The sequence below is a fragment of the Companilactobacillus kedongensis genome (assembly GCF_003946625.1).
In the GTDB taxonomy this organism is placed as follows: Bacteria; Bacillota; Bacilli; order Lactobacillales; family Lactobacillaceae; genus Companilactobacillus; species Companilactobacillus kedongensis.
In genome coordinates this window covers 49,717-71,739 of sequence record NZ_RHOR01000009.1, presented here as the reverse complement: position 1 = coordinate 71,739, position 22,023 = coordinate 49,717, and the positions used below count along the sequence as shown (strand labels likewise).

At 36.3% G+C, this 22,023-nt stretch carries 21 protein-coding genes; 1 reads left to right on the top strand and 20 read right to left on the bottom strand.

The features are described 5' to 3' along the window. From pstB (EKM60_RS06805) to EKM60_RS06750, 12 genes are all read right to left on the bottom strand, one after another. Positions 1-798, bottom strand: a complete 798-nt coding sequence (gene pstB, locus EKM60_RS06805; RefSeq protein ID WP_164508349.1) for a phosphate ABC transporter ATP-binding protein PstB — start codon at positions 796-798, stop codon at positions 1-3. After that, entirely contained in the window at positions 776-1,579 is an 804-nt protein-coding gene (pstB, locus tag EKM60_RS06800) for a phosphate ABC transporter ATP-binding protein PstB (RefSeq protein WP_125713775.1), read from the bottom strand. The genes pstB (EKM60_RS06805) and pstB (EKM60_RS06800) overlap by 23 nt, the downstream gene beginning before the upstream one ends. 3 nt (positions 1,580-1,582) lie before the next feature. Beyond that, the gene (gene pstA / locus EKM60_RS06795; protein ID WP_125713773.1) at positions 1,583-2,470 is read right to left on the bottom strand and encodes a phosphate ABC transporter permease PstA; all 888 of its coding nucleotides are present in this window, start codon (positions 2,468-2,470) and stop codon (positions 1,583-1,585) included. Then, a complete protein-coding gene (gene pstC / locus EKM60_RS06790; protein ID WP_125677489.1) occupies positions 2,470-3,390 on the bottom strand; it encodes a phosphate ABC transporter permease subunit PstC in 921 nt (306 codons plus the stop codon). Before pstC ends, pstA begins: the two co-directional genes overlap by 1 nt. 1 nt (position 3,391) lies before the next feature. Next, the gene (locus tag EKM60_RS06785) at positions 3,392-4,267 is read right to left on the bottom strand and encodes a phosphate ABC transporter substrate-binding protein PstS family protein (protein WP_225427019.1); all 876 of its coding nucleotides are present in this window, start codon (positions 4,265-4,267) and stop codon (positions 3,392-3,394) included. Between the two features lie 113 nt (positions 4,268-4,380). Next, positions 4,381-6,030 (bottom strand): sensor histidine kinase, encoded by a 1,650-nt coding sequence (locus tag EKM60_RS06780; RefSeq protein WP_125713769.1) that lies wholly within the window; start codon positions 6,028-6,030, stop codon positions 4,381-4,383. A gap of 3 nt (positions 6,031-6,033) precedes the next feature. After that, positions 6,034-6,705 carry a response regulator transcription factor gene (locus EKM60_RS06775; protein WP_125713767.1) on the bottom strand — a complete coding sequence of 224 codons (672 nt, stop codon included), beginning with the start codon at positions 6,703-6,705 and terminating at the stop codon, positions 6,034-6,036. Between the two features lies 1 nt (position 6,706). Then, positions 6,707-7,823 (bottom strand): peptide chain release factor 2 gene (gene prfB / locus EKM60_RS06770; protein ID WP_125713765.1). Its coding sequence is split into 2 segments (ribosomal slippage): positions 6,707-7,750 and positions 7,752-7,823, totalling 1,116 coding nucleotides; the frame shifts between segments, so codons are not numbered across the junction. Between the two features lie 41 nt (positions 7,824-7,864). Then, positions 7,865-10,225 (bottom strand): preprotein translocase subunit SecA, encoded by a 2,361-nt coding sequence (secA, locus tag EKM60_RS06765; RefSeq protein ID WP_125713763.1) that lies wholly within the window; start codon positions 10,223-10,225, stop codon positions 7,865-7,867. A 201-nt stretch (positions 10,226-10,426) separates the two neighbouring features. Then, positions 10,427-10,975, bottom strand: coding sequence for a ribosome hibernation-promoting factor, HPF/YfiA family (hpf, locus tag EKM60_RS06760; RefSeq protein WP_125713761.1), 549 nt, complete (start codon positions 10,973-10,975; stop codon positions 10,427-10,429). A gap of 96 nt (positions 10,976-11,071) precedes the next feature. Next, the gene (locus EKM60_RS11215) at positions 11,072-11,395 is read right to left on the bottom strand and encodes a ComF family protein (RefSeq protein WP_225427018.1); all 324 of its coding nucleotides are present in this window, start codon (positions 11,393-11,395) and stop codon (positions 11,072-11,074) included. Between the two features lie 352 nt (positions 11,396-11,747). Beyond that, positions 11,748-13,052, bottom strand: a complete 1,305-nt coding sequence (locus EKM60_RS06750; RefSeq protein ID WP_164508347.1) for a DEAD/DEAH box helicase — start codon at positions 13,050-13,052, stop codon at positions 11,748-11,750. A 30-nt stretch (positions 13,053-13,082) separates the two neighbouring features. On the opposite strand from EKM60_RS06750, the gene EKM60_RS06745 reads away from it, so the two are divergent. Beyond that, entirely contained in the window at positions 13,083-13,718 is a 636-nt protein-coding gene (locus tag EKM60_RS06745) for a YigZ family protein (protein WP_125713755.1), read from the top strand. A 9-nt stretch (positions 13,719-13,727) separates the two neighbouring features. Here EKM60_RS06745 and EKM60_RS06740 read toward each other — a convergent pair whose 3' ends face one another. The 8 genes from EKM60_RS06740 to yfmH form a co-directional block, all read right to left on the bottom strand. After that, positions 13,728-14,813, bottom strand: a complete 1,086-nt coding sequence (locus EKM60_RS06740) for a glycosyltransferase family 4 protein (protein ID WP_125677508.1) — start codon at positions 14,811-14,813, stop codon at positions 13,728-13,730. Positions 14,814-14,941: 128 nt separating this feature from the next. After that, on the bottom strand, positions 14,942-16,507 hold the full coding sequence (gene rny / locus EKM60_RS06735; protein WP_125713753.1) for a ribonuclease Y: 1,566 nt from the start codon (positions 16,505-16,507) through the stop codon (positions 14,942-14,944). Between the two features lie 127 nt (positions 16,508-16,634). Then, complete coding sequence (recA, locus tag EKM60_RS06730) at positions 16,635-17,783, bottom strand: recombinase RecA (protein WP_125713751.1); 1,149 nt, start codon at positions 17,781-17,783, stop codon at positions 16,635-16,637. 89 nt (positions 17,784-17,872) lie between these two features. Beyond that, positions 17,873-18,412 (bottom strand): nicotinamide-nucleotide amidohydrolase family protein, encoded by a 540-nt coding sequence (locus EKM60_RS06725; RefSeq protein WP_125713749.1) that lies wholly within the window; start codon positions 18,410-18,412, stop codon positions 17,873-17,875. A 23-nt stretch (positions 18,413-18,435) separates the two neighbouring features. Further along, positions 18,436-19,020 carry a CDP-diacylglycerol--glycerol-3-phosphate 3-phosphatidyltransferase gene (gene pgsA / locus EKM60_RS06720; RefSeq protein WP_125677516.1) on the bottom strand — a complete coding sequence of 195 codons (585 nt, stop codon included), beginning with the start codon at positions 19,018-19,020 and terminating at the stop codon, positions 18,436-18,438. 107 nt (positions 19,021-19,127) lie between these two features. Next, a complete protein-coding gene (locus EKM60_RS06715) occupies positions 19,128-19,994 on the bottom strand; it encodes a helix-turn-helix domain-containing protein (RefSeq protein WP_125713747.1) in 867 nt (288 codons plus the stop codon). A gap of 65 nt (positions 19,995-20,059) precedes the next feature. After that, positions 20,060-20,779 (bottom strand): elongation factor P 5-aminopentanone reductase, encoded by a 720-nt coding sequence (ymfI, locus tag EKM60_RS06710; protein WP_125713746.1) that lies wholly within the window; start codon positions 20,777-20,779, stop codon positions 20,060-20,062. Between the two features lie 2 nt (positions 20,780-20,781). Then, positions 20,782-22,023 carry an EF-P 5-aminopentanol modification-associated protein YfmH gene (yfmH, locus tag EKM60_RS06705; protein ID WP_125713744.1) on the bottom strand — a complete coding sequence of 414 codons (1,242 nt, stop codon included), beginning with the start codon at positions 22,021-22,023 and terminating at the stop codon, positions 20,782-20,784.

Genomic DNA, 22,023 nt, shown 5'->3' with positions numbered 1-22,023 from the left:
CTATCCGAATTTTCCGGAAATATAATCTTCTGTTTGTTTTTGTTGTGGATTCAAGAAAATGTTTTTTGTTTTGTCTGATTCAATCAATTCTCCATTCAAGAAGAATGCCGTTTGATCGGAGATCCTTGAAGCCTGTTGCATATTATGAGTTACGGTAATAATTGTATAATCATCACGCAATTCAAGTAAAGTATTTTCGACTTTTGCGGAAGAAATTGGATCTAGGGCTGAAGTTGGCTCATCTAGCAAAATGATATCAGGTTTAACTGCTAGAACTCTAGCGATACAAACTCTCTGTTGTTGTCCACCTGATAATGACAAAGCACTCTGATGCAACTTGTCTTTTACATCATCCCAGACAGCCGCTTTTTGCAAACTTGTTTCTACGGCTTCATCAAGAACTGACTTATCCTTGACTCCAGCCAATCTCAAACCATAAATAACATTATCATATACGGAAAATGGAAATGGATTAGGTTGTTGGAAAACCATTCCCACCTGTTTCCTTAATTCTACCGTATCAACGTTTGGTGCGTAAATATTTTTGCCATTTAAACAAATAGTTCCTGTGATAGTTACACTCGGGATCAGATCGTTCATTCGGTTTAGACAACGTAGATATGTTGACTTACCACAACCTGATGGTCCAATTAAGGCCGTGATCTCATGTTCATTGAAATCAAGGTTAATTCCCTTTAAGGCCTCTTTTTTACCATAAAACAAATGAACATCTGATGATGTCAAAATTTTTTTCTTTTCAGCCAAAGTTTTTCTCCTATCCAAAATGTCCAGAAACATAATCTTCAGTGGTCTTAATTTTTGGACGTGTAAAGATTTTTCTTGTTTCATTAAATTCTACCGCATGTCCCATGTGGAAGAAGGCTGTATAATCACTAATTCTGGCAGCTTGCTGCATATTATGAGTAACAATAATAATAGTAAAACTGTCTTTTAAACTTAGCATAGTTTCTTCTACGTTAGAAGTAGAAATAGGGTCCAGCGCACTAGCCGGTTCGTCCATTAATAAAATATCCGGCTTCATTGCGATAGCACGGGCGATACAGAGACGTTGTTGTTGTCCACCTGATAGCGCCAAGGCACTTTTATTCAAATCATCCTTGACTTGTTCCCATAATGATGCTTGCTTGAGTGTTGTTTCAACGATCTCATCTAATTTATCTTTGTCGTGCAGACCGTGACGTTTTAGTGCAAAAGTTATGTTGTCATAGATTGATTTGGAGAAAGGATTTGGACGTTGGAAAACCATTCCAATATGCTTTCTAGTTTCGTAAATATCAACATCATTCTTATTGATATCCAGTCCGCGATACATAATTTGCCCCTTAACACTGGCCCCAGGAACATTGTCGTTCATTCGATTTAAAGAACGCAAGAAAGTTGACTTGCCAGATCCAGACGCACCGATAAGAGAAGTGATCTTGTAACGTTCAAATTGTAATGAAGCTTTATGCATGGCTTCTTTTTGACCATAGAAAACTTGTAGATTTTTTGTTTCCATAGCAATTTCATGTTCTTGTTCATCTAAATGATAAATGTATTGTTCTTGTTCATCAGCCATAAGTTATTTCCCCGTCATTCTCTTATAAACTAAATTACCAATGTATCTTGATAGCAGGTTAAAAATCAAAACAGCAATGATCAAAACAGCTGATGCACCAGCAGAAACTTGGACTGCATCAGGGATTAAACCTTCTGAGTTAACTTTCCAAATATGAACTGCCAATGTTTCAGCAGGACGCATAAGATTCAAAGGACTTGTGATACTGAAAATATTCCAATTTGTAAAATCTAATGGCGGAGCACTTTGACCAGCTGTATAGATCAAAGCAGCGGCTTCACCGAAAACTCTACCAGCACCAATGATCATCCCAGTAATAATACCAGGCAAACCATCAGGAATAATAACGTGAATAACTGTTTCCCATTTTGATAATCCTAAGGCCAAGCCAGCTTCACGTTGTGATTGAGGTACAGATTTCAAAGAGTCTTCAACATTTCTCGTCAAAATTGGTAAATTAAAGACAGTAAGTGTCAATGCACCAGAAATAATTGAGAATCCAAACTTAAAACTAATAACAAAGATCAAGAATCCAAATAAACCAACAACGATCGATGGCAATGAACTCAAAACTTCAATTGAGATCCTAATAAGTTCAACTAACTTATTTTTACCAGCATATTCTGACAAGAAGATACCTGCTGATATAGCGATAGGAATCGAGATGATCATTGAAAGGATCAATAAGAAAAACGAATTGAATAGCTGAATACCAATCCCGCTTCCAGCTTGAAAGGCTTTTGATCCTGATGTTAGAAAGTGCCAGTTAACATAACGAAGGCCACTTCCCAAAATATAAATTAACAATCCAGCTAGGATCAAAACAATGATCCCAGACATAATATAGATGACGCTTGTCGCAATTTTATCTTTAACTTTTTCATTAAACACTAGAACTCACCTCGCTTAGCAATCAATCTTATTACGAAGTTGAATAACAGTGACATAAGCAACAATAGTAATGCTAGTGACCAGAGCGCATCATTTGGTGTTGAACCCATGATCGTATTACCCATATTCATCGTTAATACAGACGTTAGAGTAGATGATGGTGATACTAAGTTTTGTGGCAAGAGCATAGCGTTACCAATAACCATTTGTACGGCCAATGCTTCACCAAAAGCACGTGACATACCAAAAACAACTGCCGTTAATAATCCTGGCGAAGCGGCTCTTAAAATAACCTTATGAATTGTTTGCCAGCGTGTTGCTCCTAAAGCTAATGAAGCTTCACGATAATATTCTGGAACGGCTTTTAACGCATCAACTGACATAGACGTAATTGTTGGTAAGATCATAACAAATAAAACAAATGATCCCGCCAAAATACCAAAGCCACTGCCGCCAGCGATACTTCTGACAAATGGTACAACAATTGTTAGTCCGATAAATCCATAAACAACTGAAGGAATACCAACTAATAATTCAATTACTGGTTGTAAGATCTTACGACCTAATTTAGGTGAAATTTCAGTCATAAAAATTGCTGCAGCAATCGCAAACGGTGTTCCGATCAACGCTGCAATCAAAGTAACCGCGAATGAACCGACGATCATCGGTGCAGCACCAACAATCGGATGCCCGGCACTATCTAATTTATCGGGAGCCCAAACTGAATGCGTCAAGAAGTCAATGGGATTAACGCCATCCTTAAAGAAGATCACTAGACCTCTCGATGCTACGAAACCAATAATTGTAACCACTAAAATAACGATTACAGCTGTAAAACTAAATGAAATGATTTTACCTTTAGTTTCACGTTTTGCAGAGACAGACTTTTTAGTTAAACTTTCTCTAATTGGATCTTTCAATTTAATCTCCCTCCTTTGGAACTGGGGTTACATTACCCTTATAATCTTTTTGATACTGCATATTCTTAATTGGTACATATCCCAAAGCTTTAACGACTTTATTCTGTACATGATTGGTCATAATGTAGTCCAAGAAACGCTTCGTCATACCTTTAGGTTGTCCCTTAGTATAAAGATGTTCATACGACCAAATCTTCCAAGTATTATTTTCAATATTTTTCATAGTTGGTTTGACTCCGCCAACTTCAAGTGATTTAACGGTGTCATTCAAATATGGCATAGCTAAATAACTAATAGAACCTTGAGTATTGTATACGATTTGACGAACCATACCACTGGAATCTTGTTCTTGAGAACTTGCTGAAGGGGTTCCGTTCATAACATCATCTTCAAATGCTGAACGAGTACCACTACCATTGGCACGATTAATGATTGTTATAGGTAAGTCTTGTCCACCAACTTGTTTCCAGTTAGTAACTTGACCAGAAAAAATTTGTCTTAACTGTTTGATCGTTAAAGAATCTATCTTTACCCCTTTATTGACAATAGGAACCATCCCCACTGCCGCAATGCGATGATCTACTAGATCTTTAGCATCAATATTCTTTTTTTGTTCAGCGTATAGATCAGAGTTACCAATATCTACCGCACCTTGCTGAATTTGACTCAATCCAGTACCGGTACCTCCACCTTGCACGTTGATGTATTCATTAGGATTATTTTTTGTAAATTCTTCCCCCGCTAATTCCACTAACGGTTGTGCAGCGGACGAACCCACGGCCGTAATTGTTTGTTGGCCATTACTCCCCTTGCAACCCGTTAATACTAGAATTGCCGAAAAAAATAATGTAAAAATAGCCACCAGTCTTTTTTTCAATATACTCACCTCTGTCTTTAACAATATTAATATAGGAATGTATATTTTTTGTATAAAAAGCATAATGGAGAACATAAAAAAAGCCATTCAATTAAATGAATGGCTTAATTTTTTTATAATGGAATGTCGACGATAAATTTAGTTCCTAATCCCTTGTGGGATTCAACTCTGATGTCACCATCAAGTGTGTTTAAAGTCTCTTTGACAATTGCTAATCCTAAACCAGTTCCACCAGTCTCAAGACTGCGCGAACGATCAATTCGATAGAACCTTTCAAAAATTCTATCTTGTTCTGATTCAATGATTCCAATACCAGAGTCTTCAACACTAAATTGAATACGATTCTCAATTTCATCATGACTGAAACTTATCTTAATATCACCATTTTCTTTATTATAAGAAACGGCATTCTTAACTAAGTTCCCCACGATCAAATTGAATTTGTCCTTATTGATAGTTATCTCCGAGTTACCGGCAAATTCAGTTTTAACATTTAGATGATGTTTGGAAATTCTCTGTGACAGATACTCAATGATTTTTTCAATATCATTTTTAGCATCAATTGCTTCAGCTTGATCATCATCTTTTTGAACTTTAGATAATGAAAGAATATCTTGGATCAATTCCGTCAGACGAGTGCTTTCTTCATTGATGATATTCAAGAAATGATCTAGTTTTTCTGGATCATCCTTAGCACCATTTAATAGTGTCTCAGAAAAACCGGAAATAGAAGTGATCGGTGTCTTTAACTCATGACTGACGTTATTAACAAAGTCCACTTGCATACGATCCATCTTGCGACTTTCTGTCAGATCATACAACAACACTAAAATCTGTTGGTCAAAGTCTTCTCGTGAATGAACCAAACGAATTACATTTGCTTCGACATACTTTTGCGAATTACCGATCAATTGTAATTCCTTATGGTGATTCTTATTCTTACGTAAGGTATGCTCGATCATACGACTTAATCCGTAAGTTTTAACATCTTCAATAAATGGATGAATATCATTTGAAATGTTCACATCTAATAAAGCAGACATGGCTTGGTTATGCATCAAAACTTCCCCTTGAGAATTCAATAGCATAACACCAATTGGCAAATGTCCGACTAAACTCTTGAAACGACGCTCACGTAAACGTGCATTATCACGTAACTCATTGATATCCATACTGATTTCATTGGTCTGTTCAACCAAATCATATAGTTCATCATCAGGTGAAAGGATGATTGAAGCCATATCTTTATTCTTTCTTACTCGACGAAGATTCTCAGTAACATTTCTGATATCTGTGCTTAATTTTTGCTTGCGTTTGTAGTAGAACAAAACAATTGAATTAGTAAAAATAAAGTAAACCAGAGCAACTAAGATATAAGTTGACGCATTTTGACTCCATAAACGGTTATATTCTTTCACTACAACGTTTTTGTTGGAGTCGCTGATATAATACATGGTTCTGGTACCAAAGGTCTTATCCGTTAAATAATTTTGACTAGGAGAAAGCCCACCTTTATGCATCAAATCATAAACTCGTTTTTCCATTGCCGTATTTCTCTTGTCCGCATCAACGTGAGTTAAACCAGATATTTTAGCCGCTTGGGCTGCAGTATGGTTCTTCTTTAATTCCTTATATGAAACAGTTTCATCATAAAAGGTATTATGTTGTGAACTCCCCAAAGTGCTATCCGCAAATGCTGACAGGATAATAAATATCACTATGGATACAATTACTGCAATGATAGGCCCTAACTTTTCCCTCATACATCACACCTCTAAAATATAACCGAAACCGTGCACGGTTTTTATTATTTGTGGATCTTTCGTATCTTTTTCAATTTTATCACGAAGATGACTGATTTGGATATCCACCATTCGCAATTGCGAATCGGAGTTGACACCCCAGACATTATCAAAAATCTGTTCTCGAGATACGACTATCCCAGTATTCTTTAATAAAAAGTCCATTAATTCATACTCTTTACGGGTCAATGAAATTTCCGTATCGTCAATAATAATACTTTTCATTGCACGATTAAGATGAAAATTTATCTTCTTTTCATCATCATCTTTAGATGTTCGTCTGATAACTACTTCGACTCGAGCCAACAATTCTTTAATACTAAATGGTTTTGTAATGTAGTCATCGGCGCCACTGATCAATCCGTCGACCTTACTATCTTCATTATCGACGGCCGTTAAGAAAATAACCGGTGTCAAATTACCGATCGCACGCATTTTTTTCAAAACACGAATACCGCTTAATTTAGGTAACATTTGGTCAAGCAAAATAAGGTCAAAATGTTCAGAATTAGCCATTTCTAGCGCCATCTTACCATTTATTGCCCTCTTAACTTCATATCCTTGATCCTGTAAATTGTATTCGATCAACTCTAAAATAGACGGTTCATCATCAACAATTAAAATTCTCTTTGTCATTTTAATTTGAGCTTTCCCCTTGTAACTTCCACTGGAGATAGGCAAAAATAAATTGGTCTAAATCTCCATCCATTACTGCTTGCCCATTACCAGTTTCATAATTGGAACGATGATCTTTAACCATTGTATACGGATGGAATACATAAGAGCGAATCTGTGAGCCCCATCCAATATCCATTTGTTCACCCTTTATTTTGGCATTACGTTCTGCTTGCTCTTCTTGCTCTTTTTGGAACAATTTAGCTTTCAGCATATTCATAGCCGTTTGACGATTTTGCAACTGTGATCTCTGAGCCTGAGAACTAACCACGATACCAGTTGGTATATGTGTGATCCTGACTGCAGATGATGTCTTATTGATATGTTGACCACCAGCTCCGGATGATCTAAAAACATCTACTCGCAAGTCGTCATCATTTATTTCTATGTTTATACTTTCATCCAACTCCGGCATAACATCAACTGAAGCAAATGACGTATGCCTTCTACCAGCTGAATCAAATGGAGAAATTCTAACCAAACGATGTACACCACGTTCAGAACGCAATAGTCCGTAAACATTTCGACCTTTGATCATCATCGAAACACTCTTGATCCCTGCGTCATCACCAGGTTGATAATCTTCTATTTCAACTGAAAAATCATGTTGTTCGGCCCATCTCTGATACATTCTTAAAAGCATTGTGCCCCAGTCCTGGGATTCCTTGCCACCAGCACCTGGATGGATCTCTAAAATAGCATTATGTGAATCATAAGGTTCAGATAACAACATAGTCAATTCATATGACTGTAACTGTTTCTCTAAAGAGTCAGTATCTTCTTCCAACTGATTCAAAAGTTCATCTTCAGGATCTACTTGATAAAGTTGTTCCAAAATTTTAATATCTTCCAAACTCTCAGACATAGACTTAAAACTATCAAATTTATCCTTTAAGTCATTAGTCTCATCAATTAACAATTGTGCTTTATCATGATCATCCCAAAAACCCGGTGCTGTCATTCTAGATTCATTTTCAGCAATACTTTCTTCAAGATTATCTAGGTCAAAGAGACCCCCTGAACTGGGATACTTTCTCTTCGATATCGTTTATTTTGGATTTTATTTCTCCAAATTCCATCTTGTCACCTTTACAAAAAAGGCAGGCACTAGGCCTGCTTTTTATCTTTCCATATTTTGTCTAATTTCGGCCTTCATAAATAGTCTAGTTACATCGTATTCAATATCTGAAACCATTTCTTCAAACATACGGCAACCTTCTTCTTGATACTCAACTAAAGGATTCAACTGACCGTAGCCACGTAGACCGATTGATTGACGTAATTGATCCATTGCATCAATATGATCTGTCCAGTGCTCATCAACAACTCTTAGAATAACGACCTTTTCAAATTCTAGCATTTGAGCAGGATCACCAAGTTGTTCCTTTTTATCTTCATAATTCTTGTTAACAAAGTCCATCAAGAATTTGATGATTTCTTCAGGGGTCTTCAATTGAAGGTCAACGACACTCATTTGTTTATCACTAACTAATGTTGACTTAGCAAAATCAGCAATAGCATCCAATTCCCAGTTCTCTTCTTTGCCTTGAGTATGAACATCAACTTGAGCCTTGATAGTACGTTCGATCATTGGTAATAATACCTTATCGAGGTCCTTATCTTCAGTAATAACGTCCATTCTTTCTTTATAGATAACTTCACGTTGTTCACGCATAACATCATCATATTGCAAAGTATTCTTACGTGTATCGTAGTTATTACCTTCAACACGTTTTTGAGCTGATTCAACTTGTCTTGTCATCATACGACTTTGGATAACGGCATCGTCATCTTCGATTTTCAATGCTTTAAGAACACGCTTGATTCTTTCAGAACCGAAACGTTTCATCAAATCATCTTCAAGTGACATGTAGAATTGTGTAACACCAGGATCACCCTGACGACCAGATCTACCACGAAGCTGATTATCAATACGACGAGACTCATGACGTTCTGTACCAAGAACAGCCAATCCACCAACTTCTTTAACACCAGGTCCTAATTTAATATCAGTACCACGACCAGCCATATTAGTGGCAATCGTTACAGCGCCACGTTGACCGGCATTCATAACGATTTCAGCTTCCTTAGCATGGTTCTTAGCATTCAAGACAGCGTGAGGAATACCTTCTTTATCAAGTAATTGTGAAAGATACTCTGAAGATTCAACCGCAACAGTACCAACTAACAATGGTTGGCCTTTTTCATGACGAGCCTTAATATCTTTAACAACAGCTGCAAACTTGCTCTTCAATGTTGGGTAAAGAACATCATCTTTATCATCACGAATAACTGGTTTGTTTGTTGGAATTGAAATAACTTCCATGTTGTAGATTTCTCTAAATTCTTCAGCTTCTGTCTTAGCAGTACCTGTCATACCTGACAATTTGTCATACATACGGAAGAAGTTTTGATAAGTGATATTAGCCATTGTCTTGGTTTCGTCTTGGATTTCAACACCTTCTTTGGCTTCAATAGCCTGGTGCAATCCATCAGAATAACGACGACCATCCATAACACGACCGGTAAATTGATCAACGATCTTAACTTCGCCTTCTTGAACCACATAATCAATATCCAAACTCATAATAAAGTTGGCACGTAATGCTTGGTCCAAATGGTGATTCAAGACAGTATTTTCAATATCATAAAGATTATCAAGGCCAAAGTAATCTTCAGCCTTTCTAATACCTGTTTCAGTTAAACTAATTGACTTTGTAGGCCAATCGATCTTGTAATCGTCTTCAGCTAAAGTTTTAGCAAAACGATCCGCACGAACATACATAGCAGTTGACTTCTCAGCAGCTCCAGAAATGATCAAAGGTGTTCTAGCCTCATCGATCAAAATGGAGTCGACCTCATCGACAATTGCATAATGTAATGGTCGTTGAACCATTTGTTCCTTGTAGACAACCATGTTGTCACGCAAATAATCGAATCCTAACTCACTGTTAGTTGAATAAGTAATATCACAATTATAAGCTGCACGTTTTTCTTCAGAATCCATACTGTTAAGGTTCAAACCAACAGTTAGACCCATCCACTTGTATAATTCACCCATCTCTTTAGCATCACGAGATGAAAGGTATTCATTAACTGTAACAACGTGAACACCTTGGCCTTCTAGGGCGTTTAAGTATACTGGTAATGTAGCTGTTAAAGTTTTACCTTCACCAGTTTTCATTTCAGCAATATTACCTTGGTGCAAAGTAATACCACCAATAATTTGTACTCTAAATGGGTAAAGGCCTAATACTCTCTTAGCACCTTCACGAACAGCGGCAAAGGCTTCTGGCAAAATATCATCCAATGTTTCGCCCTTTGTCAATCTTTCTTTCAATTCAGGAGTCTTAGCTTGAAGTTGTTCGTCAGTAAGCTTGCTAAATGCATCAGCAAAGCTTTCGACTTTATCGGCAATCTTGCCCATCTTTTTAACTTCTCTTTTATCGCTTTCGACCCATTTTCTTAATGGATTTGCCATACTTATATATCTCTCCTAAAAGTTATAAACATATTCTTTATAGTAGCATTTTTTTTTATAGTTTTAAACTTAATCTTAATTCAAATGATAACACAGCTTTCCAGATTAATAATGATACACCATTTAGAAATCATTTGCTAAATTTAACTTTGACTTCAGTGCACAAAAAAAGCCTCTCAATCATGAGAGACTTTTTAAAAATTATTCGTTTGTTTCGATCAAACCATATTTACCGTCATTACGTTTATAAACAATACTTGCACCATTTGTTTCGGCATCCTCAAAAATGAAGAATTCATGTCCAAGCATTTCCATTTGTAGAACAGCTTCTTCAGCATCCATTGGCTTCAATGATAGACGCTTTGTTCTAACAATTTCTGATTCATCTTCTTTTGTGTCCTCAGGTGATACGTCATCTAAAGGAATGTCTTTGATACTGCCTGATTCACGTCCCTTACGATTTACACGTGTCTTGAATTTCTTAATTTGTCTCTCAAGTTTGTCAGTTACTAAATCAATACCGGCATACATATCATCATTGATTTCCTCAGCTCTCAATGTGATGTATGGTAGTGGAATTGTTACCTCAACCTTTGTTCCCTTTGAAGGGTATGTCTTCAAGTTAACATGAGCAATAGGTGCGCTCCCATCACTGAAATACTTTTCCATCTTGGATAATCTTTTTTCAACATATTCACGCATTGCTGAAGTTACTTCGATATTTTCGCCACGTACATTAATTGTTAACATAAAAATCTCTCCTTCCGATGAGTAGGAAATATTAGAGTCCTAATCAACTCTTCTATTCAATTATATAATTCTATCGGCAATGTGACAACGTTTTCACTATCTAGATAATGAAAAAGTATAAATATCATTCAAACCGATTGCCTTTAAAGCCGTTTTCGCATGTAAAATCGTCCGTCCGGTCGTATAAATATCGTCTACGATCAATACCCTAGTCTGGCTTGGGTAAACCTCATCAGTAATACAACTGAAAGTTTGCGGAGTCTTCAGCCGCTCGTCTCGATTTTTCTGAGCTTGTGGCTTGTCTGCATCAATTTTCAACAACAAAGGTTTAAGATCAAAAACTTTATGATACATTTCCCAAACTGGATCGAATCCACGTGCATCTTTATGACCTTTACTAGCAGGAATATATGTAACCAAATCAAATTTATGATTCTGACTCCAAATTAGTAAGTCTTTTAAAAACAGATCTGCTAATAAAATATCGCCATACCGTTTATACTGTCTAAAATAATTGTGTATGAACTGATTATACCCAAACAACGCCTGATGACAATTAATAATGTTATATTTCTCCTCCCAAAAACGACAATCCGCACAAATTGTCCTACTTTCAGGCTTAAAACAGCGTGAGCATCCCTTATCGACACTCAAATTTAATAATTGACCACGACAAAACGGACAAATATTATCCTGTTGTATTGATGTCAAACTGAATATTTCTTTAATCGTCAAATTATATGAGAAATAATTTCCGCAATACAAACAACGATCAGACATTTTTAGCGCACCAATTTAAGTATTTTATTTCCGAACAAGCCATTTTGATTTGTTTATTATAGTTTTGATAGTAAAAGTGAACCTCATCATCATACGAATCGGCAGACCTCCCTGCTCTCCCGGCAATTTGGATCAACGACGTTTTAGAAAATTCTTGTGCATCCGCATCAACTACAATTACTGTTATATTCTTGAAAGTGACTCCGCGCTCCAAAATAGTTGTCGTTAGAATAGCTTGAACGTGATTATCACGAAATGATTGCACTTTTTTTAAACGATCGGGATCTTTTGAACTAACACTGACAAGTTTTGACTGCGGAAAGCGCCGTCGAATCTTCTTTTCAAAATCTTTCATTTGTGGAATATTGGGGAAAAATAACATGAATCGTTGGTTGTTACTCAATAGTTTTTTTATTTTAAATTGGATCTGAGGATTGATCCTCAAAAAGTCAGTAACCTTATATAACAAATGACACTTTGGTTCTGGCAGAGGGTGACCATGAAATCTTTGATATAATTTAGATATACCTACTTGTCCAGCCTTAACCTGTTCAAGTAGTTTCTTGGGTGGCGTCGCTGAAAGATAATATGTATTTCCAGTTTCTTTGATTGACTTATTAATAGCTTTTTCTAACATCACATTACTGGCCAACGGATACGAATCCACTTCGTCAACAATCAAAACGTCGAATGCTTTTTCAAAGCGGATCAACTGATGTGTCGTGGCGATCACTATTTGAGTAACCACATATGGTTGTTCACTTTTTCCGTGAAATAATCCGATAGTCGTTTGTGGAAAGGCAGACTTGATCCTAGGAAACAGCTCAATACAAACGTCCACTCTGGGAGAGCAAAAAGCGACTCTTTTACCCGAAAAAATGATTTCCGACAATAATGGAAAGGTCATTTCAGTTTTTCCAGCTCCAGTAACCGCCCAAATCAAATGATCACTTTGATTGTAAAATGCTTCAATAAGCTCTTTAGAGACTTTTTGTTGTAATTGAGTTAATGTACCACTCCATGTCATTGGGCTTTCCTGAAAGCCAAAATTTAGCCTTGTAGAACTAATTAACAACTGACTTGTACTTTGAATTTTACCCATATTCAAACAATTGCGGCAATACGCACTGTTATTGCTAATTTTCATTAAACAACGTCTGCAAAATAATTCTTGTTGCTTTTCAAAAGTGGCTGGTACGATTGTTGATCCTAACTCTAACAATTGCTCAATGATTTCGGGTTCCAAAGTTTTTAAATCTAAAATACGTCCGCCTAAAAATTCATTTAAATTATTCATAAATAAAATTACGTAAAGGAAATGATAGTTTTGCAAAATTATCGTACGATCGCCACAAGTGGCAGTTTTGAAAAAGATATTAAGAAATCCCGTTTCATAGCACATCTAGCACAAACAAATTCTGAAGATGAAGCAAAAACATTTATTCAAAAAATACGTGATCAAGAAAGTAGCGCAACTCATAACTGTACAGCTTTTGTCGTATTAGAAAATGTTCAAATCGAACGTATGTCAGATGATGGCGAACCAAGTGGAACTGCTGGATCACCAATTTTAAATGTGCTTCAACAAAATGATCTTCAAAACGTCACTGCCGTCGTAACAAGATACTTCGGTGGGATTAAACTAGGTGCTGGTGGTTTGATCAGAGCTTACTCATCAACGACCGCTGATGCCATCAAAGAAATCGGATTGGTAGAAAACAGGATTCAACAAGGTTATTTACTTTCTATTCCCTATAATCTATACGACAAATTTGAAAATTACGCCAAAAATGAAAAAATCACGTTGGAAGATAAGAATTTCTCTACCGACGTGAAGTGTAATGTTTTTTTAGATTTAACTGAACAAGATAATTTGATTCAAGATATAAAAGATCAATTTCAAAATCAGATCACATTTGAAAAAACAGATACCGAATTCAAACAGGTACCAATAAAGGACTAAGCCTTAGGCTTAGTCCTTTTTTTCTAGTCGTTTAACAAATTTTTGAATTGCATGCAACAATGGCTGTCGATTATCTCCAATAAGTCCGATCGACTCGACAAATAGTTCCAATCCGATCAGAACACCTATTGTTAGCAGAACACTGCCCCACAAAGTTGATAATGGATATAACAGTGAAATAAAGGCAAACACCAACGCCAAACCATAAATAACTAATACTGTCTGACGATGCGATAAACCTAATTGCATTAATCTATGATGCAAATGATGTTTATCAGCTTGTGTTATCGGCTTTTTATTCAAGAATCTTCTCAACATTGCATAAACCGTATCAGTAATTGGTACTCCTAAGATGACAACTGGAATAAGCATTGTAATAAAAGTTACATTCTTCAAACCCTTAAGTGAGAAGACAGCAATCATAAAACCAATAAACAGTGCCCCAGTGTCTCCCAAAAAGATACTTGCCGGATGAAAATTGTGCGGTAAAAATCCTAGTAGAGAAGCTACCATGGCAAATACCCAAATTGAAACGTAGACATTAGTCATGTTTAAGAAGAAATATCCAACAATTCCCATCGTAAACAGGGCAATTATTGAAACTCCGGTTGCCAAACCGTCAAGTCCATCAATCAAATTAACTGCATTAGTAATGGCTAAAATCCAAATAATGGTAATTGGGAAACTCCACCAGCCTAGTTTAAAGGCCCCAAAAATCGGTAGAACAACCTCATTCATCTTAATTCCTGCTAAGAAATAGATAACCAATGAGGCCACGAAGATCCCACCCATTTTAGCCTTGGGAGAGAGTTCTCTAATATCATCGATGATCCCCGTCAAAATAATAATACATTCAGCCAAAAATACACTGAACAACTCATGACTAGGAAACTGATTTCGTAATAAGACAAACGTGGAAAATGTAAAGGCTATAAAAATAGCCAACCCGCCCATTGTTGGCATTGGCTTTTTGTTTACTCGACGTGCATTAGGGTTATCAACAGCCCCTAAAATATAAGCAAGTTTAACAACAAAGGGTGTTATTGCAGCAGACAATATCATCGTCAAAAATAATTTTACTATTACACTAAACATACTTGGTATACCCTGAAACTCACTTTCTAATTAATATTTCAATTATACAATACTCATTTACGGTATTTAAATACCCAACTGCCATTGTAACAAAAAAAGGACTGTAACAAACGTTACAGACCCCCTAATTATTTCGCTAACTCAACTTTTCTAACTTCTCGAACAACTGTGACCTTAATGTGGCCAGGATATTCAAGGTTATCTTCAATTTCATTTTTGATATCTCGAGATAAAATTGCAGCTTGATCATCTGAAATTTCCTCAGGTTTAACCATGATTCTAATTTCATGACCAGCTTGGATAGCATAACTGTGATCAACACCATCATGCTTATCAGCAATATCCTCAAGTTTTTCAAGACGATGAATATAGTTTTCCATAGATTCTGATCTTGCCCCTGGACGTGCAGCCGAAATAGCATCAGCTGCAGCTACAATAGTTGCAATCAGAGAAGTTGGTTCTACATCCCCGTGATGAGAAGCAATCGTATTAATGACCACTTCTGGTTCTTTATACTTAGTTGCGATATCAACACCTATTTCTACGTGTGATCCATCAACTTCACGATCAATAGCTTTACCTATATCGTGTAATAAACCTGCTCGTTTTGCTAACATAACATCTTCACCCAATTCGGCAGCCATTACGGCGGATAATTTTGCTACCTCAATTGAATGACTCAAAACATTTTGACCATAACTCGTTCTGTATTTCATACGTCCGATTATCTTGATTAAATCAGGATTGATCGAATTGATACCCAAACTGTAAATAGTTTGTTCCCCAACTTCACGAATGTGATCGTCCATCTCGCGACGAGATTTATCAACCATTTCTTCAATTCTAGCTGGATGGATACGACCATCTTCGATTAATTTTTCAAGTGCCATACGTGCAATTTCACGTCTGATTGGATCAAATCCACTCAAAGCTACAGCCTCAGGTGTATCATCAATGATCAAATCAACTCCGGTAAGAGCCTCAATCGTTCTGATATTTCTACCTTCACGACCAATAATTCTTCCCTTCATGTCCTCATTAGGCAAGGTTACAGTCGTAACGGTAGACTCTGAAACTGTGTCTGCAGCACTTCTTTGAATAGCAGCAACGATCAATGCTTTGGCATCTTTGTCAGCATATTGTCGTGCTTGCTCATCACTTTCCTTAATCTTTTCAGCACGTTCATGTGCCAATTCTTGATTCAAATTATCTAAGATAATCTTTCGAGCTTGTTCACGAGTTAAATTACTTACTCTTGTTAATTCCGCCTTTTGTTCATCAAGAGTATCAGTCAATTGTTTATTCTTTTCATCAAGTTTGTGTAGTCGAGCCGTAATATTGTTTTCGTTCTTTTCAATATTCTCTTCTCTTTTTTCAAGAGATTGATCTTTACGATCTAAAATATCCTGTCTTTCAAGAGCACGATTTTCTTGTTTCTGAATGTCTTGGCGACGTTCTTTCAACTCGTCTTCTTGTTGTTCACGATACTTATGAATATCGTCCTTAGCTTCAAGTAAAGTCTCTTTTTTCAAAGATTTAGCGGCTTTATGAGCATCGGAAACAATATCTTCAGCAGTTTTTCTAGCTTGTGAAAGTTTTTTTTCATAGGAGTCCTTGCAAAAAGCATATCCAAAGAATACCCCTACAATTAATGTTATCAATGCGAAAGAGAAGGTTATGATAGCACCATGCATGCCATCACCTCCAATTTTAATAGTACATAATTGTTTGTAAATAAAGAACTGTTACATTATTTTTACATACAACACCATATTATAGAATAAATAATTCCTGTCAATCAAATAAAATGAAAAAAGAGACCTATTTGGTCTCTTTTTCCTCTGGTTTTGTTGATTTAGAGCCATCAACATCCAATTTTAAATCTGTTGCATCGGCTTTCTTACCGGTTGCTTTAGCGGTCGACTTATCGTCAGATTTTTCGTCTTTTTTATCAGACTTTTTATCTTCATCAGATTTTCCGTCCATATTGTAGGCATCACGAACTCTTTGACGGATCTCTTCCATCTTCTCAGGATTATCAGCAAGAAACTTCTTAGCATTTTCACGTCCCTGACCAATTCGCTCGTCTTTATATGAGTACCAAGAACCACTCTTATTAACGATATCTTTCTCAACAGCCATATCAACTAATTCACCTGTCTGTGAAATACCATGTCCGTACATAATATCAACAAGAGCGACCTTAAATGGAGGCGCAACCTTGTTCTTTACAACCTTAATTTTGGTACGGTTACCAATTACATCAGAACCGTCTTTAATTTGCTCAGAACGTCTTACTTCAAGTCTGACAGTCGAATAGAACTTCAATGCACGACCACCAGGAGTTGTTTCAGGATTACCAAACATAACTCCGACTTTTTCACGGATTTGATTGATAAATAAAGCAATAGTTTTAGTTTTATTAATTGTTCCTGATAACTTACGTAAAGCCTGTGACATCAAACGAGCTTGCAAACCAACGTGAGCATCACCCATATCACCATCAATTTCGGCACGTGGTACCAAAGCAGCAACGGAGTCGACTACAACGATATCAACGGCACCACTGGATACCAAGGCATCGGCAATTTCCAAACCTTGTTCACCAGTATCTGGTTGTGACAATAGTAAATCATCAATATTAACACCCAAAGCGGTAGCGTATGCTGGATCCATCGCATTTTCGGCATCAATATAAGCAGCGGTTCCACCTTGTTTTTGTACTTCAGCAACGGCGTGTAACGCTACAGTTGTCTTACCAGAACTTTCAGGTCCATATATTTCTACGATTCTACCACGCGGAAATCCACCAACACCTAGAGCATTATCTAGGGCTAGAGAACCTGAGGAAACGGTTTGGATCTGCATATCCAAATCATCACCCATACGCATGATTGCACCCTTACCAAAATCCTTTTCGATCTTCTTTAGGGCTTTATCAAGCGCCTTTTCTCTTTCATCATTAGCCAAATTGTCTTCCTCCTAATGCATTCATCACTAGATATATTATTAGTAATTTAAATAAAAAGCAAGAAAAAAGCGAACAAATGTTTGTTCAGTTAAATAATTTCTTCGACGAGGGCAAAAGCGGCAAGTGTTGACTTCAAACGAATCGAATTTCGATCACCACTGAAGTGAAACTCTTTAACTTCCAACTTATTACTTGATTGATTAAAAGCTCCGATAAAGACTGTCCCAACAGGATTTCCTTCCAAAGCATCCGGACCAGCAACACCAGTCAAGCCAACACCAATATCAGACTTAACCACTTTGGCGGAGAATCGTGCCATGGCTTCAGCAACTGGTCCACTAACGACTGTATACTTCTCGATCAGTTTAGGGTCGATTCCTAGAAATTGTGACTTAACGTCATCGGAGTACGTTACGAATCCACCACTGAATACTTGAGAAGCACCAGGAACTTGTGTCAAGGTCGACTGAAACATTCCTGATGTTAAACTCTCCGCAGCCGTGATGGATAAATGCTTTTCTTTCAGCTTCGTAACGACGTTATGAGGCAGGTAATCCAATGCCTCTGGAACATAATCTTTAAATTCTACTTTATCAATTTCTTTTAATAACTCTTCAGTATTATCCATTGTCCTCACTTTTAAATTACGTTTTATTTTTTAAAGACATCTCTACTTTGAATAAAGTAATCCGCACCAGAGTAAACAGTAAAGAATAAGCAAATATATAAGAAAATCAATCCCATAGGGAATCCAAATGTTCCAAAGAATACATTATGCAATAGCAAAAGAATGATAGCAATCATCTGTGTAGTTGTCTTGATCTTTCCAGGCATTTGAGCGGCCATAACTTTGCCACCTTCTTCGAGAACGATCATTCTCAAACCTGTGACAGCTAATTCACGACAAACAATAATAGCAATTACCCAAGCTGGAGCCATTTTCATTTCTACTAAGAAAATAAATGCAGTCATAACTAACATTTTATCCGCTAATGTATCGGCAAATTTACCGAAGTTGCTGACCAAGTGATACTTACGAGCAATTTTGCCATCAGCTAAATCAGTTAACGATGCCAAAATAAATACTAAAGTAGCGATGAAATGATTCATTGGGATCAATGTTCCAAAAATGAATACGTCTCCCCAATTAGCAAAATTAAACGCCAACAAGATAATAAAGACTGGTATCAAGATAATTCGTAACATTGTAAGTTTATTTGGTACATTCCAAACCATAAGATATTCCTCCATAAATTATACTGTGAAAAATTTAACTACTATATAACACTAGAAAAATCTCGCCATTTACAAATAAACAACGAGATTTTTGATGAAACTAATTATTACTTTTCAATATTGAAAGTCAAAGTCTTAACGATCGACTCATCACTGCCAACAGTTCCCAAGTTAACGTTCTTCCCGTCAATTGTGATCTTAGTATGATTTACATTACCAGTTTGAATGGTAAATGAATCTGTATCTGCTGAAATCTTAGTTGATTTCTTTTCGTTTGCGCTAAGTGCTTGTTGCCATGTTGTAGTTGAACCTTCTTTAAACTCGATCCAAGCTTGACCGCTCTTACCAGAAACGACAACATTAGTACCATCTGAAGGTACATTTTTAATATTGTAAGTACCATCGGTACTTGATTCCTTAACACTAAGTGCTGTTGATTTTTTAGCAGTTGCTTTCTTTGAAGAAGTTTCCTTTTTAGTGGATTTCTTTTTAGAAGATTTCTTAGTCGTAGACTTCTTTGAAGTTTGCTCAGTATTGTCTTGTGGGATATTTACCTTAGATTCATTTTGGCTCTTACTGATCATTCCATAAGCAATTACACCAATGATAACTAAGATAACAATTCCTACAACGATTTGTGGAATGTAGTTACCTAATCTAGAGAAGATTGAACCCTTGTCTTCCTTAATTGCACGAGTACTATTCTTTTCAGAAGTTTGAAGTGGTTCTTTGGGTTGTGAATCAGGAATTTCTGACTTGTATTCTTCAAGCAAATCATCACTTGAGACATCTACTGCGTCTGAATACTGTTTAATAAAAGCTCGTACATAAAAATCACCGGGCAAATGATCAAATTGTCCTTCTTCAATTGCAATCAAATATCTTTTTTGGATTTTTGTGACTTGTTGTAAGTCATCAATTGTATATCCTTTTTTAATTCTTGCATTTCTTAATTTTTGGCCAATTTCGTCCATTATTTACCACCGATTAACTAATTTTATTATCTATAATATATCTTATTAGAGAGGTACTAGCAACGTTATAGCAGCCAGCCTCCCGCAAAATAAATTGTCTGTCCTGTTAAATAATTTGATTTCATATTTATCAAATAACTAACAAGATCAGCAATTTCATCCGGCTTGGCCAATCTATTGGCCGGGATCTCTTCACGAATAGTTTCTAGGTCTTCACTAGAGAATTCTTGATTCATCTTCGTGTCTACCGCACCGGGAGCCACAACATTTACCGAAATACCTAATGATGCGACTTCTTTTGCATATGCATCAGCGAATGATGACATAGCGCCTTTAACTGTACTATAAACAACTTCCATAGCAGAACCAACTTTTCCATAAATCGAACCAATGAAGACAACTCGTCCTGATTTTGATTCAGCCAATTTATCTTGAAGCTCTTTCAAGAGCAAAATTGGTAATTTAATATGTATCTTCCACAAATTATCAATTTCTTCCTCTTCAATATCTACAAGTAATTTATAGTAGGTATTGCCTTGAGCAAAGACTATCGCATCAAGTGTAAAGATCTGTCTAGTTAAGACTGACACATGATCGTGAATCATATCAAATTTAACAGGAATGAATTCCTGCTTAGGATATTTTTCATTTAATTCTGCCAGTAACTTACTGATCCGTTCTTGATTACTATTGTAATGCAGATAAAGCGACCAGCCTTTTTCTGCCAATTGTTTGGCGATACCTGTTCCAATATCGCCAGAACTTCCTAAAATCAATGCATGCATAATTATGTCCTATCAGGTAACAGATTGTAGTAGGTGTAATTATCTTTCTTTAATGAATCTTCAGCAACTTTTAGAACATCTTCACGTTTAATAGAATCAATCAAATGGATCAACTCCAAATAATTGACATCATAGAAGTGAAGTTCGGCCATTTGGTTAGCTATGGCATCAGGTGAATTCTGAGCAAATAAATATGCTCCAATTGCATCACGCTTAATACGTTCAAACTTTTGGTCATCAAGAACTTTATCTAATTGTTCATATGAAAGGTGTTTTTGTAAATATTGTTGAAATTTTTCGGGATAATTAGTTGACCCACTAATTATGATAAAGCAATAGTCATTTTCTGCAACCACATTATAAGAAAAACTATCATCAATTATTTCTTGATTTGTCAATTCTTGATAATTTAGTGAAGATTCACCAACTAAAGTTTCCATGATCATATTCAATTCAAACTGTAATTTGACTAAGTCACCATTTCGTAATGGTGTATCGATCCTGATTCCAAATGAAGAACGGCCTTGGCTGATCTCCATCTTTTCAGAACCACCTTTGCCAATTGGTGCCATAGTCTTAGACTCAGTTGCAGGTTCACCGTCAAAAGTTTCAAATTTTGATTCAGAAACAATTGATTCAATTTTCTCTGGATCAACATCCCCAACGATTACTAAATCCATATTACTTGGTCGATAATTATTCTGATAAGTTTCTAAAAGATTCTTATAATTTATTTTTTGTAACGACTCGCTACTACCAGCAATATCTTCTGCAATCGGATCTCCAGGGTAAAGTTGATTCAATATTCTCTGCTCCAAGACCCACTCAGGCATATCAAGATACATTTGAATCTCTTGATCTATGATGCCACGTTCAGAAGCAACATTTTCTTCAGTAAAGTTGGGATGCTGAATCAAATCAAGCAAGACCTTCAAATTATCATATGGATTGATCAGTGTTTGGAATAGATAAGCCGTTTTGGTGTAACTAGTATAAGCATTAGAGTTGGCACCGTATTCAGCAAATTTTTCAGAAACATCATAACCCGGTTTGGCAAACAATTTATGCTCAATAAAGTGTGCGATCCCAGCCGGTAACTTCTTTTGGTCTGGCAATAAAATATCAACTGATCCAAAGTTAGCCATTGCCACGCCGTAAGTCTGATTATAACCAGGTAGATTAACTACTTCGATTTGATAACCATTTTTGAGTTTTTTAGAAAACTTTTGTAATTTTTCTGCCAT